At 57.2% G+C, this 13475-nt stretch carries 13 protein-coding genes and 1 tRNA gene; 8 read left to right on the top strand and 6 right to left on the bottom strand.

Going from position 1 to position 13475, the window contains the following annotated elements; genetic code table 11:
* Positions 1–23: 23 nt before the first annotated feature.
* Both PHA01_RS02590 and PHA01_RS02585 read left to right on the top strand, forming a co-directional pair.
* A complete protein-coding gene (locus PHA01_RS02590) occupies positions 24–245 on the top strand; it encodes an AbrB/MazE/SpoVT family DNA-binding domain-containing protein (RefSeq protein WP_106715755.1) in 222 nt (73 codons plus the stop codon).
* Positions 242–625, top strand: a complete 384-nt coding sequence (locus tag PHA01_RS02585; RefSeq protein ID WP_112527467.1) for a type II toxin-antitoxin system death-on-curing family toxin — start codon at positions 242–244, stop codon at positions 623–625. Before PHA01_RS02590 ends, PHA01_RS02585 begins: the two co-directional genes overlap by 4 nt.
* Positions 626–679: 54 nt before the next feature.
* Here the strand turns inward: PHA01_RS02585 and greA are convergent, their stop codons facing one another.
* The gene (greA, locus tag PHA01_RS02580) at positions 680–1153 is read right to left on the bottom strand and encodes a transcription elongation factor GreA (RefSeq protein ID WP_271893916.1); all 474 of its coding nucleotides are present in this window, start codon (positions 1151–1153) and stop codon (positions 680–682) included.
* Between the two features lie 81 nt (positions 1154–1234).
* On the opposite strand from greA, the gene PHA01_RS02575 reads away from it, so the two are divergent.
* Complete coding sequence (locus PHA01_RS02575; RefSeq protein WP_271893146.1) at positions 1235–2578, top strand: TIGR03808 family TAT-translocated repetitive protein; 1344 nt, start codon at positions 1235–1237, stop codon at positions 2576–2578.
* Here PHA01_RS02575 and PHA01_RS02570 read toward each other — a convergent pair.
* Genes PHA01_RS02570 through PHA01_RS02555 form a run of 4 tightly spaced genes read right to left on the bottom strand, consistent with a single transcriptional unit; the run spans position 2571 to position 5402 of the window.
* Positions 2571–3590: an asparaginase gene (locus tag PHA01_RS02570; RefSeq protein ID WP_271893144.1), complete on the bottom strand. Its 1020-nt coding sequence runs from the start codon at positions 3588–3590 to the stop codon at positions 2571–2573. The two genes, PHA01_RS02575 and PHA01_RS02570, sit on opposite strands and share 8 nt — an antisense overlap.
* Complete coding sequence (locus PHA01_RS02565) at positions 3587–3952, bottom strand: type II toxin-antitoxin system PemK/MazF family toxin (RefSeq protein WP_334311991.1); 366 nt, start codon at positions 3950–3952, stop codon at positions 3587–3589. Before PHA01_RS02565 ends, PHA01_RS02570 begins: the two co-directional genes overlap by 4 nt.
* Positions 3933–4175 (bottom strand): antitoxin MazE family protein, encoded by a 243-nt coding sequence (locus PHA01_RS02560; RefSeq protein ID WP_224505483.1) that lies wholly within the window; start codon positions 4173–4175, stop codon positions 3933–3935. The genes PHA01_RS02565 and PHA01_RS02560 overlap by 20 nt, the downstream gene beginning before the upstream one ends.
* A 60-nt stretch (positions 4176–4235) precedes the next feature.
* Complete coding sequence (locus PHA01_RS02555; protein ID WP_271893143.1) at positions 4236–5402, bottom strand: acetyl-CoA acetyltransferase; 1167 nt, start codon at positions 5400–5402, stop codon at positions 4236–4238.
* Between the two features lie 195 nt (positions 5403–5597).
* On the opposite strand from PHA01_RS02555, the gene betC reads away from it, so the two are divergent.
* The 3 genes from betC (at position 5598) to betB (ending at position 10433) form a co-directional block, all read left to right on the top strand.
* A complete protein-coding gene (betC, locus tag PHA01_RS02550; RefSeq protein WP_271893142.1) occupies positions 5598–7118 on the top strand; it encodes a choline-sulfatase in 1521 nt (506 codons plus the stop codon).
* 14 nt (positions 7119–7132) lie between these two features.
* A complete protein-coding gene (betA, locus tag PHA01_RS02545) occupies positions 7133–8782 on the top strand; it encodes a choline dehydrogenase (RefSeq protein ID WP_271893914.1) in 1650 nt (549 codons plus the stop codon).
* A 187-nt stretch (positions 8783–8969) separates the two neighbouring features.
* Positions 8970–10433: a betaine-aldehyde dehydrogenase gene (gene betB, locus PHA01_RS02540; RefSeq protein ID WP_271893141.1), complete on the top strand. Its 1464-nt coding sequence runs from the start codon at positions 8970–8972 to the stop codon at positions 10431–10433.
* Here betB and PHA01_RS02535 read toward each other — a convergent pair.
* On the bottom strand, positions 10430–12679 hold the full coding sequence (locus tag PHA01_RS02535) for an AGE family epimerase/isomerase (RefSeq protein ID WP_271893140.1): 2250 nt from the start codon (positions 12677–12679) through the stop codon (positions 10430–10432). The two genes, betB and PHA01_RS02535, sit on opposite strands and share 4 nt — an antisense overlap.
* Before the next feature lie 191 nt (positions 12680–12870).
* Here PHA01_RS02535 and PHA01_RS02530 point away from each other — a divergent pair.
* Both PHA01_RS02530 and PHA01_RS02525 read left to right on the top strand, forming a co-directional pair.
* Positions 12871–12947: transfer RNA gene (locus PHA01_RS02530), tRNA-Pro, on the top strand.
* Between the two features lie 281 nt (positions 12948–13228).
* Positions 13229–13474 (top strand): YMGG-like glycine zipper-containing protein, encoded by a 246-nt coding sequence (locus PHA01_RS02525; protein WP_209997623.1) that lies wholly within the window; start codon positions 13229–13231, stop codon positions 13472–13474.
* Position 13475 lies beyond the last annotated feature (1 nt).

Genomic DNA, 13475 nt, shown 5'->3' with positions numbered 1-13475 from the left:
GTTATAACATCGGAGTTAAGGCCATGAACGTAACCGTGAGGAAAATCGGAAATTCGGAAGGGGTTATCCTGCCGAAGGATGTGCTTGAGAGGAACCATCTGAAGGCCGGAGATCAGCTGGAAGTCATTCAAACTGCCGACGGCATAATTTTGAAGCCTACTGACGATTCGTTCGAACGTCAGATGGAAGCTGCGCGCAAAATGATGGACAAGTACAAGACCGTTTTTCAAAAGCTTGCTGAATGAGTTGGGAATTCCTTTCCCGCTTGTCGGTGGAAGCAATGCATGCGGAGCAGTTGCATCGTCATGGCGGGGCTCACGGTTTGAGAGACGAAAATGCCCTCGAATCGGCTTTGGCTCGCGCCGAAAACAAATCTAATTATGGCGATCCAGACATAGCAGAGCTAGCCGGAGCTTACATGTTTGGCTTGGCCAGAAACCATGCCTTTGTCGATGGAAACAAGCGTACGGCGCTCGCCGCAGCCCTCGCCTTCCTCGTGATCAACGGCTATGTGCCGACTGCCGATCCCGGTACACTTTACACGTTTGTGATGAACGTCGCCGCTGGCGAAATTGACGAAACTGGCGCGGCAGCCTTCTTCCGCGATCACATCGAGCCGGTATGAAAAACGCTTTAAATTGAATCTCTTGAGGCCCACTGCTCAAAGCAGGATTCAACTTCACGGTGCAGTATCGATCGCTGTTATCTCCCACTCGCGATCATTCAGCACGAAACTGTCGCCAACGGATTTGCCAAACATCGCCTTCGCCATGGGTGACACATGCGAGATCTTGCCATGGCTGGCGTCCGCTTCGTCCTCTCCGACAATTGCCCAGGTTTGTGTCTTGTCGTCTTCGTCGGCGATTGTGACTGTCATGCCGAACCGGACTACGTCGCTATGCGGATCGGGGCGTGAGACTTCGGCTGATTCCCTGCGTGCGTTCCAGTAACGCAGATCGCGTGAGGCTCGCGCAATCAGATCGCGGTCAGCCTCGGCGTTGCCTTTGGCCAGCGCCTCATGCGCCGCTGCAAGTTCGGTATCTATGTGAGCGAGGCCCTTATCCGTCACCAGATTTCGGTGCGGGCTTATCGGTCGCTCGCCGACATCGATCGAGGAGTTGCTATCGTCTTCCTTTGTGAAGGCCCTGCTCATCAAACGAAGGTAGGCCTTGCTAGGCCTCACAGCAAGTGCAATCCTCCAGCGCTCGTCTCATTCTCTTCCGCGGATAACAATATGATCAACCGACGCTTCGTCCTGACTGGTCTGGCCTCGCTTGCCGGCGTCGGCATTCTGCCGCGGACCCCGCAAGCACAGACCGCATCAGGAATAATCAACGCCGTGGAATTCGGGTTGAACCCGGGGGGGCCCGACGACCAGACGATCAAGCTGAATGCGTTGCTGACCAAAGCTAGTTCGTCCGGTCAGCAGATATTCCTGCCATCTGGAGCCTATATTGTCTCGGGTGTCCAGTTTCCCGCCTATGTCAATCTGCTCGGTGTTTCTGGCAAGTCACGTCTTCTGTTTGGAGGCAAATCTGGTCTGATAAGGGCTAGTGGTTCCGACCATATTCAACTCAACGGTCTAGTAATCGACGGTGACGGCAGGCCTCTAGGTGATGGCGTTCGAGGCCTCCTCGAAGCCAGCAACGTTGCTCATCTCGTGTTGGATGATTGCCAGATTGTCGGTGCGCGCAAAAATGCCGTGGACCTCTTCAAATGCGGTGGGCGTATTGAGGGCACGCGTATCTCCGGCGCCAGCGATGCGGCCATATTTGCCGCGGACTCCACCGGATTGGAGATCGCCGGCAATGAGATCCACGATTGCGGTAATGGCGGCATTCTCGTCCAGCGTTACGAGCAAGGCCGAGACGGCACGATCATTACAGGCAACCGCATTAGCAAGACCAGGGCGGATGCAGGCGGCACCGGTCAGAACGGCAACGCCATCAATATCTTTCGCGCGAACAATGTCATCGTTTCCAACAATGTCATCAACGACAGCGCCTTTACCGCGATCCGCGGCAATAGTGCCAGCAATCTGCAGATCACCGGGAACAATTGCAGTGCGAGCGGCGAAACCGCGATTTATTCTGAGTTCGCTTTCGAAGGCGCGGTCATCGCCAACAATCTCGTCGATGGTGCTGCAAACGGCATATCGATGGTCAATTTCGACAGCGGCGGGCGGCTCGGAACCTGCAGCGGCAACGTAGTCCGCAACCTCTCGACCAAGGGCCCTTATCCCGGCACGTTCGGCATCGGTATCAGCGTCGAAGCCGACATCTCGGTTACCGGCAATGTGGTTGAAAACGCCCCGCTCTATGGCATACAGCTCGGCTGGGGCGCCTATATGCGCAATGTAATTGCGACCGGGAACATCGTCCGCACGTCAGGCGAAGGCATCTATGTCAGCGTGGTCGAAGGTGTCGGCTCGGCCATCATTAGCGATAACATCATCCAGGGCTCCCGGAATGGCGGCATCGTCGGTCATAGCTGGAGTGATGTCTCGGTCAAGGATTTGAGCCAGAAGAGCGCCGAAATCTATCCAAACCTTACTGTCGAGCGGAATATCGTCAATTGATATCGGCGTCTGTCAGCGCTTCTGTCGGGCTGATGACACCATAAGTAATGCCGTTCCAGTTGCGCATTTCGCGATCGGCAAACCGGTCGAGCTTCGATTCCAGTTCGTCCTCGTTGCGATAGATCCGGGCGAGGACCGTGGCGATGATTGCCTCGGATGCCCGCGCGCTCCCGTCATCGCACTTGATAGCGATACCCAGCCCAAGTCCGGGTAATGCACCGGCGTAAACGCCTTCAGCACCGCCCTTTACGAATATGCGGTTTGGAGCCATCTCCATTAAAACCGTGCAGGCGCGATTGGTGCCCGCGACATAATATGGTGCTGCCATCGCCGCATCGACAAGGCGCCGCGCCGCAGCGGCACGGACCGGCTCGAACCCCGTTCCCGTCGCCATACGGGCGAAGCCGTGCGCCAGGTTTTTCAACGGAATGGCATAGGTCGGAATTGAACAACCATCTGTCCCGCAGCGATCCAGCGTGTGCGGTGCGCCGGTGACGCTTTCCATCGCATCGCGCACCATATCCTGTTCGGGCGAGCCCAAGGCAGAATAGCCGTGCGTTTCGATGCCAAGATGCCGGCATGTGCACAGGAACCCTGCGTGTTTGCCGGAACAATTATTATGCAGCGGCGTCGGCTCCTGGCCACTTTTGGCCAGCGCAATCAGCACCGGCTGCTGCGCCGGCCAATGCGAGCCGCACTCTAGCGCCGAAACATCGAGCCCGGCGCGGCCCAGCATATCTGCGGCCTTCGCCACATGTTGTGGCTCGCCCGAATGCGAGGCACAGGCCATGGCGAGTTCCTCGTTACCGAAGCCATAGGCATCCGCCGCGCCGCTCTCGACCAGCGGCAGTGCCTGAATTGCCTTGATCGCCGAGCGCGGAAAGGTCGGTCGCTCGATGTCGCCTAGCGAGAAGACGATCTTGCCGCCGCCATCGGTCACGATCACCGCGCCACGATGACGGCTCTCCACCGTTTCGCCGCGAAAAACTTCAACCAGTATCGGATTGCTCATGTCGACGGTTCCATATGTGTGCGTGGTGACGACGCTAAGCCAAGAAACACCAGCATTGCTAGATTCAGACGAACAAGATCGTCGTCACTCAATCGTCCGATACACATCCCGATTTTGGATTTCGGCACGGATGAAATTTTATCCACCATGACCCAGGATTGATGGCGCAAGCCATTATCAGGATTTGGATCTATCATTGGTCGGGCAAACGGTACCTGAAGGTCGATGCTCGTCAACGTGCATATAACGATCGAGTTCGTCTCGTCAAAACTATCATTGTGAACAATGACCACAGGTCGAGGTTTTCCTGCATAGTCTTTGCCCCCGGCGACCGTCCAAACGTCACCGCGTTTCATCATCATTGTCATCAAAGTCAGAAATTGAATCAATAAATGCCTGATCGTCTGCCTCAGTCGGACTGTTGGCAATCGCCAGCGACTGCCTGTGAGCTTCTTCCTTAAATTCCTTCGAATTTACATCCGGCAGCCAAAACTGGACTGGACGCAAGCCCTGTGCGCGCAAGCGCTCACGATGCTCCTTGACCTTCTGCTGAGAGGTCTTTTTCGGTTGGGCGGACGAACGCATATCATGCTCCTGATAGGTTACATGTAACCTATCACAGCTTTGCTTGTGATGCTACCAGCCTTATTTTATCCGCTCCAGCACCGAAACATAATTGGCGACCGCTGCGCCGCCCATATTGAAGATGCCCGCAAGCTTGGCGCCCGGCACCTGTATGCCGCCGGCTTCCCCAGTCAGCTGCATGGATGACAAGACATGCATGGACACACCGCTGGCCCCGATCGGATGCCCCTTGGCTTTGAGGCCACCGGAAGGATTGACCGGCAGGCGGCCGTCCATGGCTGTCTGGCCTTCGAGTGCTATCTTGGCGCCCTCGCCCGGCTTCGCCAGTCCCATTGCCTCATACTCGATCAGTTCGGCGATGGTGAAGCAATCATGGGTCTCGACGAAGGAGAGGTCATCGATGGTCACGCCAGCTTGCTCCAGCGCGCGTTTCCAGCCTTCCGAACAACCCTCGAACAGCAGGATATCGCGCTTGGAGATCGGCAGAAAATCCTGAACGTGGGCAGCCGCACGAAATGCCACAGCACGCTTCATCTTCAAGGCAGTCTGCGTGTCGGTCAGCACCAGCGCTGCTGCACCGTCGGAGACGAGAGAACAATCGGTACGCTTCAACGGACCCGCAACGAATGGGTTCTTCTCGCTCTCCTGCCGGCAGAACTCATAGCCAAGATCCTTGCGCATCTGCGCGTAGGGATTGTTGACGCCGTTCTTGTGGTTCTTGGCAGCGATCATCGCCAAGGCGTCGGATTGATCACCGTATTTCTGGAAATATGCGGCCGCGATCTGGCCGAAGACTCCAGCGAAACCGGCGGGAATCTCGCCCTCTTCCGGCAGATAGGACGCTTTGAGCAAATTCTTGCCGATTTCCGGACCGGGCGTCGATGTCATCTTCTCGACACCCACGACAAGTACGACCTTGGCGTTGCCCGCACGAATGGTCTTGATGCCCTGATGCACGGCTGCCGAGCCGGTTGCACAAGCGTTTTCAACACGCGTCGCTGGCTTGAAACGAAAGGCATCGCTCGCCTGCAGAACCAGGCTGGCGGTGAAATCCTGGGGAGAGAAACCAGCGTTGAAATGACCAAGCACGATCTCGTCTACGTCTTCAGGACCAATGCCGGCGTGATCGAGTGCCCCTAGCGCAGCTTTGACGATCAGGCTTTCGACAGTTTCGCCCTCCAGCTTTCCAAATGGCAGATGCGACCATCCAACGATACAGGCAGTCATTTCCATTCCTCCAAAAACTCTTTCCCTTGAGCTAACCATGAAACCTGCGCGATTCAAGGCAAACATACGAGCGTTGATCGTTTAGGCCAGAAATATCGGTCGTCATGCGGTGCGCAATGGCGTAACTGAAACAGCGACCATCATTGCCATATGGAAAATGCCATAGAGACGAATTTTGCCCCTGCCGGAGCCTGTATGAGACCGAACATACTTATTTTAATGGTTGATCAGCTGAATGGAACACTTTTTCCAGACGGCCCGGCAGAATTCATCCATGCACCACACCTGAAGACATTGGCCAAGCGTTCGGCCCGCTTTGCGAATACCTACACTGCCTCGCCGCTCTGTGCCCCTGCCCGTGCTTCTCTGATGTCGGGTCAGCTACCATCGCGCACCCGTGTCTATGACAATGCGGCAGAGTTTGTCTCGGATATCCCGACCTATGCGCATCATCTGCGCCGCGCTGGTTACTATACCGGCCTCTCCGGCAAGATGCATTTCGTCGGTCCGGATCAACTGCATGGCCTTGAAGAGCGCCTGACAACAGACATTTACCCCGCGGATTTCGGCTGGACACCAGATTATCGCAAGCCGGGAGAACGCATCGACTGGTGGTATCACAATCTTGGCTCGGTCACAGGCGCGGGCATTGCCGAGATCACCAACCAGATGGAATATGACGACGAGGTAGCGTTCCACGCGCGGCAAAAGCTGTTCCAGCTATCGCGTGAATCGGATGATGCATCGCGCCGGCCATGGTGCCTGACAGTTTCCTTCACGCATCCGCACGATCCTTATGTGGCGCGGCGCAAATATTGGGACCTTTATGAGGGGTCGCCCGCGCTCGATCCGAAGGTCGGTGCCATTCTGTTTGAAGAACAGGATCCGCATTCAAAGCGGCTACTCGAGGCATGCGAGCACGATTGCTTCGACATAACGCCCGACCAGATCAGGCGGGCACGTCAGGGCTATCTCGCCAATATCTCCTATATCGACGACAAGATCGGCGAAATTCTCGAGGTCCTGCAGACCACACGGATGCTGGACGACACGATCATCGTATTCACGTCAGATCACGGCGACATGCTGGGCGAGCGCGGACTTTGGTTCAAGATGAACTTTTTCGAAGGCTCGGCGCGCGTTCCGCTGATGATCGCGGGCAAAGGTATCGCTCCCCAATTGATCTCGGACCCCGTCTCGACACTTGACATCAATCCGACGCTCGGCGCGCTTGCAGGAATCGATATCGCCGAAATCCTGCCATGGACCGACGGTGAAGATTTGACACCTGTCATGCAAGGCAAGGCGCGCATTGGTCCCGTCCTGATGGAATATGCGGCGGAAGGCTCGAACGCGCCGCTCGTCTGCATCCGCGAAGGCGCCTACAAGTTCGTGCATTGCGAGATCGACCCGCCGCAACTCTTTGATCTTGAATCGGATCCGGACGAACTGACCAATCTCGCAACCGATCCGGCGCATGCCAAGCTGGTCGCAGATTTTACGACGAAGGCCCGGGGCCGCTGGGATATGGCGCAGTTTGATGCCGCGGTGCGCGAAAGCCAGGCGCGGCGCTGGGTGGTCTATGAAGCGCTGCGCAATGGCTCATACTATCCGTGGGACTATCAGCCCCTGCAGAAGGCCTCCGAGCGTTACATGCGCAATCATATGGACCTGAACGTTCTGGAAGAGAACGCCCGCTACCCGCGCGGCGAGTGAGCATGACAAGCATTATGGAAGCGGATTTCGTCATCATCGGTTCTGGTTCTGCGGGTTCCGCGATGGCTTACCGCCTGTCGGAGGACGGCAAATACTCGGTGATTGTCATCGAATTCGGCGGTACGGATATCGGCCCATTCATCCAGATGCCGGCGGCACTGTCCTTTCCGATGAACATGAGCACCTATGATTGGGGCTTTATGTCCGAACCCGAGCCGCACCTTGGCGGGCGCCGCTTGGTCACGCCGCGTGGCAAGGTCATCGGCGGCTCCTCCTCGATCAACGGCATGGTTTATGTACGCGGCCATGCACATGATTTCGACCATTGGGCGGAAAGCGGCGCGAGCGGCTGGTCCTATGCAGACGTACTGCCCTACTTCAAACGCATGGAACACTCGCACGGCGGCGAGCCGGGATGGCGCGGCACGGATGGCCCCATGCATATACAACGCGGGCGCCGGGACAATCCATTGTTCCACGCCTTTGTCGATGCCGGCCAACAGGCGGGTTTCGAAATTACCGAAGACTACAATGGCTCGAAGCAGGAAGGCTTCGGCGCCATGGAGCAAACCATCCACAATGGCCGCCGCTGGTCCGCGGCCAATGCCTATCTTCGGCCTGCGTTAAAACGCAAAAACGTGAATCTGGTCAATGGTTTCGCCCGGCGTGTGATCATTGAGAATCAACGGGCGGTCGGTGTCGAAATCACCCGGCGCGGCAGGACAGAGGTGATACGCGCCCGGCGCGAAGTGGTTGTCGCCGCCTCGTCCATCAACTCACCCAAGCTGCTGATGCTCTCCGGCATAGGCCCCGCCGCTCATCTGAAAGAGCATGGAATCGACGTCGTTGCCGACCGCGCCGGTGTCGGCCAGAACCTGCAGGACCATATGGAGGTCTATATCCAGCAGGAAAGCCTGAAACCGATTACTCTGAATTCCAAGCTCGGGCTCTTCTCGAAGGCGATGATCGGCGCCGAATGGCTGTTCTTCAAGACCGGGCATGGTGCAACCAACCATTTCGAATCCGCGGCTTTCGTCCGTTCGAAACCCGGCGTGGACTATCCGGACATCCAGTATCATTTCCTGCCAGCGGCTATCCGCTATGATGGCCGGGCCGCGGTAAAGGGTCATGGCTTCCAGGCGCATGTCGGTCCGATGCGGTCGAAGTCGCGCGGGAGTGTGACGCTTCGCTCATCTGATCCATTCGAGAAACCCAAGATCCTTTTCAACTACATGTCGCATCCCGACGACTGGGAGGACTTCCGCCACGCCGTACGGTTGACGCGCGAGATTTTCGGACAAGCGGCACTCGATCCCTATCGCGGCAAGGAGATTTCACCGGGTGCGCATGTGCAGTCGGATGATGAGATCGACGATTTCCTGCGCGAACATGCGGAGAGCGCTTTCCACCCCTGCGGCACCTGCAAAATGGGTTCGGCAAACGATCCGATGGCGGTTGTCGATCCGCAGTGCCGGGTGATCGGCGTCGAAGGACTGCGCGTTGCCGATAGTTCGATCTTCCCGCGCGTTACCAATGGCAACCTCAACGGCCCTTCGATCATGGCCGGTGAAAAGGCTTCCGATCATATTCTTGACCGCGATCCCCTGCCTCGCTCCAATCAGGAGCCGTGGATCAATCCGCGCTGGCAGGTGAGTGACAGATGAGCTATCCCATGTCTAACCTTAAAGATTGCTATGCCGATCAAAGGCCCGGCTCAAAAATCCGTCAGGACGAGCCGAAAATGACGGATTGCGAGAACCGGAGCGGAGCGTGCTCTTCGTACGTGAGCACCGGAAGCGCAGAAAGCCGACGTTTGCAGGCCGACCTCACGGATTTTTTTTGGAGAACACCATGCGCGCACAGCCATTAGCATCGCATTTCATCAATGGCCGCTTCGTCGAGGACAAGGAAGGCAAGCCGCTTGATGTGATCTATCCTGCAACGGGCGAGATCATTGCCCGGCTCTTTGGCGCGACACCGGCGCTGATCGAGCAGGCGGTGCAGGCCGCCGCCGCAGCGCAACCAGCCTGGGCCGCGCTGAAGCCGGTGGAACGTGGCCGCATCCTGCGCCGCGCCGCCGATATCCTGCGCGCCCGCAATGCCGAAATCGCCGAACTCGAAACACTCGATACCGGCAAGGCTATTCAGGAAACGCTGGTTGCCGATCCCGCGTCCGCAGCAGATGCGCTGGAATTCTACGGCGGCATCATCGCCGGGTTCAATGGCGAGATGATCGAACTTGGCGGATCCTATGCCTACACGCGCCGCGAGGCCTTGGGCGTTTGCGTCGGCATCGGCGCATGGAACTATCCAATTCAAGGTGCGGGCTGGAAGTCCGCTCCAGCGCTTGCTGCCGGCAATGCCATGATCTTCAAGCCGTCCGAGAACACACCACTGTCGGCCCTTGCCTTGGCTGAAGTCTACAAGGAAGCTGGCCTGCCCGATGGTCTGTTCAACGTGTTGCAGGGTTTTGGCGATGTCGGCTCGCAGCTGGTTGATCATCCGCTCGTCGCCAAGGTCTCGCTGACCGGCTCGGTTCCGACAGGCAAGCGCGTGCTGGCACAGGCCGGATCGCATATGAAGCACGCAACCATGGAACTCGGCGGCAAATCTCCGTTGATCATTTTCGACGACGCCGACGTGGAAAACGCAGTCGGCGGTGCACTCCTTGGCAATTTCTATTCAACCGGCCAGGTGTGCTCCAACGGCACGCGCGTTTTCGTGCAGGGTGGCATCAAGGAGCAGTTCCTCGACCGTCTGACCACGCGCACGAAGGCGATTCGCCTCGGTGATCCACTCGATCCGGATATCCATCTCGGTCCGCTGGTCAACGCTTCCCAGCGCGACAAGGTCGTGTCCTATATCGAAAAGGGTAAGGCCGAAGGTGCCACGCTGCATTTCGGTGGCGGCGTTCCAAAGATGCAGGGCTTCGAGGGCGGATGCTTCGTCGAACCGACCATCTTCACCAATGTAACCGATGATATGGTGATCGCGCAGGAAGAAATCTTCGGGCCGGTGATGGCAGTCCTCGATTTTCAGGAGGAGGACGAAGTCATCGCCCGCGCCAACGATACGGAGTTCGGCTTGTCAGCCGGTGTGTTCACCAAGGACCTGTCGCGCGCGCACCGCGTGATCAGCCAACTCAAGGCAGGCACCTGCTGGATCAACACCTATAATCTTGCACCGGTGGAAATGCCGTTCGGTGGCTTCAAGCAATCCGGCGTTGGCCGCGAGAACGGCCTTGCCGCGCTTTATCATTATAGCCAGATCAAGTCGGTCTATGTCGAAACCGGCAAGGTAGAGAGCCCTTACTAGGGCCTCTTCCCCACGTAATCCACGTATTGCGTCAAGGCGCTGACAAGGTGGTAAAAGATCGAGGCCGGAACATCTTCGGCCTTGGCGCGGCCCGTCTCGTCGATGAGGTCGATCCACAACCCCTTTGGAGCAGGTTCGATATGCCAGCGGAAAAGACGCCCTACTCGAGCCTCAACTTCAGGCTTCAAGTCCGGACCGCCATTGCCGTCAAGCGCCATCGCCGCTTTGACTGCTTCGGTCTGCGGCCAGCTGCGTGAATTTGTGTCGAGCGGCAGGCCGTGGCGCGAAACCGCACCGTATGCAAGACCCGTCGCCCGGTTCAAGCCATTGGCGATAGCCGAGGAATATAGCTTGCGTGCAAAACGGACAATGTCTTTCTGGCCCGATGCAGCAGCGAAATTGACCAGCAGCGAGGCCCATTCGAAATGGTGACCGGGTTCGGTCCATTCGCCCTGCTCGCCTGGCGCACGCTCCCAGTCATTGCTGAAATATTCGCCAAGTGTCCAGGTTTCCGCATCGAACATGTGATGACGGAAGAGATCGACGATTCGTGCCGCCCGCTGCAGATAATCGCGATTGCCCGTCACGGCATGCCAGGCCAAGAATGATTCAAGCAAATGCATATGCGGGTTCGACCGGCGCAAACCCTTGTCATCCGGCGTTTCCAGAAAGCCTGTCAGCCGTGCGTCCGCGAGGTATTCATCGATGAATACGAAGGTCTCCGTGCCGAGAGCCAGCGCCTTTTTATGCCCGGCCCTATGTGCGTGAGCGAGCGCCAGGAGCACAAATGATTGGTCGTAGGCATCTTCGGTAGCGTCAAGAACGCTGCCATCTGGATTAAAGGTTTTGATCCAGCCGCCGCGATCCGTGCGTCCATTGGCCGTAATGAAATCGATCCCATGGTCAATCAGCGCATGAGCCGGTCCGTCCCAGCCCATTTCGTGGGCCACGGCAAACGCGTAGATCTGCCGCGCCATTGTTCGCATGCGTTTTGGTTTCGTGATGGGTGTCGCTTCAAATGACATCGCTTCGTAGAAGCCACCATGGCGGTCATCTACCCCTACCGTCGACCAGAGAGGAAGGGTCTCGCTGAACAGCCAATGCCGCACCCTGTTGCCATAAGCTCCGACCTGGGGCAGGCGATCCTGCGCGGGCGTAAATTTTGTTTCGAGACGCCCTGTCTTCTCCAGTTGCTCGACGATTTTGCGGACATTCTGGCTCTCATTGACCGGCGCGACGAATGTCGCATCCGCCGTGGCGACCACAGCCGTGTCACGCAGCCCGACCGCAGAAAGCAGACGGCCGTCACTCCGTAGATAGCTATGCTCGCAATCGATCGCCACCACATCGCCCACAATTACATTGCCGTTGCCATCGACCGAACCAACCTCCAGTAGCGATTGCCAGGAACCAAGATCATTCCAGCGGAATTTCGCCGGAACAAGTGCGATGTCCGAAGCCCGTTCCATGATGGCATAGTCAACCGAAATGGATGGTACGGCAGCATAGAGATCGTGCGGCAGATACGTGCCGGATATGTTGGTGTCCGCCTTGTCGAGCGCAGCAATGGCGCCCTCCCAAATATCGGCAGCATGTGTTTTGAAGGCATCGCGCATGATACTAGCGCGGAAGAGGAAAATACCCGCATTCCAGAGGAAATTTCCGGATTCAAGGTATTGCTTGGCGGTGTGCTCGTTGGGTTTCTCGACGAAACGCACCACATCGCGGATAGTCTCCGTCAGCGGGCCCACTTCGATATAGCCAAAGCCGGTTTCCGGTCGGTCCGGCTGGATACCGAAAACGACGATCCGCCCGGCTTTCGCCGCTTCGATACCCGCCTCGACCGTGTTCCAGAAGTCACGATCCGTGGTGATCTCATGATCAGAAGGCACAACCAGAACAAGTTCATCGCCATGCTCGCGCAGGGTTACTTCCGTTGCCAGCACGACTGCAGACGCGGTGTTACGGCCCATCGGTTCGAGAATCGGCCGGCCACCGGCAAGATCAATTCCGGCAAGGTCTTGGCTGATTCGGTTCGCATGCCGTTCCGAGGCCAGCAAATACACCGGCACAGCGCCAGCTTCGACCCGGGCGCCCATGCGCTTGACCGTTCGCAGCAGCATCGAGCCTTGCCCGGAAAGATTGTGGAATTGTTTGGGAAAATCCTCACGCGACAGCGGCCAGAGCCTCGAACCAACACCGCCGCTCATGACAAAGCTGATGATCTTTTGCTTTTCTGCCGCCATCGATCGCATTCCCGCTGTTCGAGCGCCCCAAACCTCGCTTTTTCAATCGATACAAGACTTTGCGCTTCGATCACAGTAGGCAAATTGGCTGTTTTACCTGTGCAAGTGGATTACCACTCGTGTAACTGATGTGAGAAGGAAACAACTTGCAGGCGCTGAAACCGGACGTTATATACCCCGCGTACTGGTCACGGAGTGTAGCGCAGCCTGGTAGCGCACGTCGTTCGGGACGACGGGGTCGGAGGTTCGAATCCTCTCACTCCGACCAGTGAAAACAGTAGCTGGCTACCTCTTCCCAAATCCCACGGCAACGATTGGTCATTTTCCGCCTATGTGGAGCGCGCCATTGGCTCGTCGTCAACCCTTCCCCACTTAACCACCTTAACCTCTAACGTCTCAACTGGACGCGGATCGCCAAGACATGGCCCGCTGCGGCGCGAATTTTAGCACTATTGCCTAACGTGGTTTTTGCGACGTAAGATATCTACGGCTTCGCTATTCCAGCGTGGGGGCCAAGCAAATTGTGGAATCGCAAAGGGGATTGTTGATATGCGAACATTAATTGCTGCTGTGGCGGCATTGTTTATGCTTTCGGCCTGCACGACGACAGAAAAAGACCTCAGTATTGGCACGGTGGCAGGCGCGGCAATCGGCGGAATCGCCGGTGGCGGCAAAGGTGCTTTGATTGGCGCCGGGGCTGGCGCTCTTGGCGGACTGTTGGTTCGAAATCTGCGAAACGGCAACTGTCAATATCGTAACAGTCGCGGTCATATTTATACAGCCCGTTGCAGGTAGT

The sequence above is a fragment of the Candidatus Phyllobacterium onerii genome, assembly GCF_028331445.1.
Lineage (GTDB): Bacteria > Pseudomonadota > Alphaproteobacteria > Rhizobiales > Rhizobiaceae > Phyllobacterium > Phyllobacterium onerii.
Note: the sequence above shows the minus strand (reverse complement) of the source record. Positions and strands in the feature narration are given on the sequence as shown.

Bases quoted from the DNA above. Each gene is read 5' to 3' on its own strand.
- PHA01_RS02575 (WP_271893146.1), top strand. From the start codon at position 1,235: ATGATCAACCGACGCTTCGTCCTGACTGGTCTGGCCTCGCTTGCCGGC.
- PHA01_RS02570 (WP_271893144.1), bottom strand. From the start codon at position 3,590: ATGAGCAATCCGATACTGGTTGAAGTTTTTCGCGGCGAAACGGTGGAG.
- PHA01_RS02590 (WP_106715755.1), top strand. From the start codon at position 24: ATGAACGTAACCGTGAGGAAAATCGGAAATTCGGAAGGGGTTATCCTG.
- PHA01_RS02560 (WP_224505483.1), bottom strand. From the start codon at position 4,175: ATGCGTTCGTCCGCCCAACCGAAAAAGACCTCTCAGCAGAAGGTCAAG.
- PHA01_RS02585 (WP_112527467.1), top strand. From the start codon at position 242: ATGAGTTGGGAATTCCTTTCCCGCTTGTCGGTGGAAGCAATGCATGCG.
- betC (WP_271893142.1), top strand. From the start codon at position 5,598: ATGAGACCGAACATACTTATTTTAATGGTTGATCAGCTGAATGGAACA.
- betA (WP_271893914.1), top strand. From the start codon at position 7,133: ATGGAAGCGGATTTCGTCATCATCGGTTCTGGTTCTGCGGGTTCCGCG.
- PHA01_RS02565 (WP_334311991.1), bottom strand. From the start codon at position 3,952: ATGATGATGAAACGCGGTGACGTTTGGACGGTCGCCGGGGGCAAAGAC.
- greA (WP_271893916.1), bottom strand. From the start codon at position 1,153: ATGAGCAGGGCCTTCACAAAGGAAGACGATAGCAACTCCTCGATCGAT.
- PHA01_RS02555 (WP_271893143.1), bottom strand. From the start codon at position 5,402: ATGACTGCCTGTATCGTTGGATGGTCGCATCTGCCATTTGGAAAGCTG.
- PHA01_RS02535 (WP_271893140.1), bottom strand. From the start codon at position 12,679: ATGGCGGCAGAAAAGCAAAAGATCATCAGCTTTGTCATGAGCGGCGGT.
- PHA01_RS02525 (WP_209997623.1), top strand. From the start codon at position 13,229: ATGCGAACATTAATTGCTGCTGTGGCGGCATTGTTTATGCTTTCGGCC.
- betB (WP_271893141.1), top strand. From the start codon at position 8,970: ATGCGCGCACAGCCATTAGCATCGCATTTCATCAATGGCCGCTTCGTC.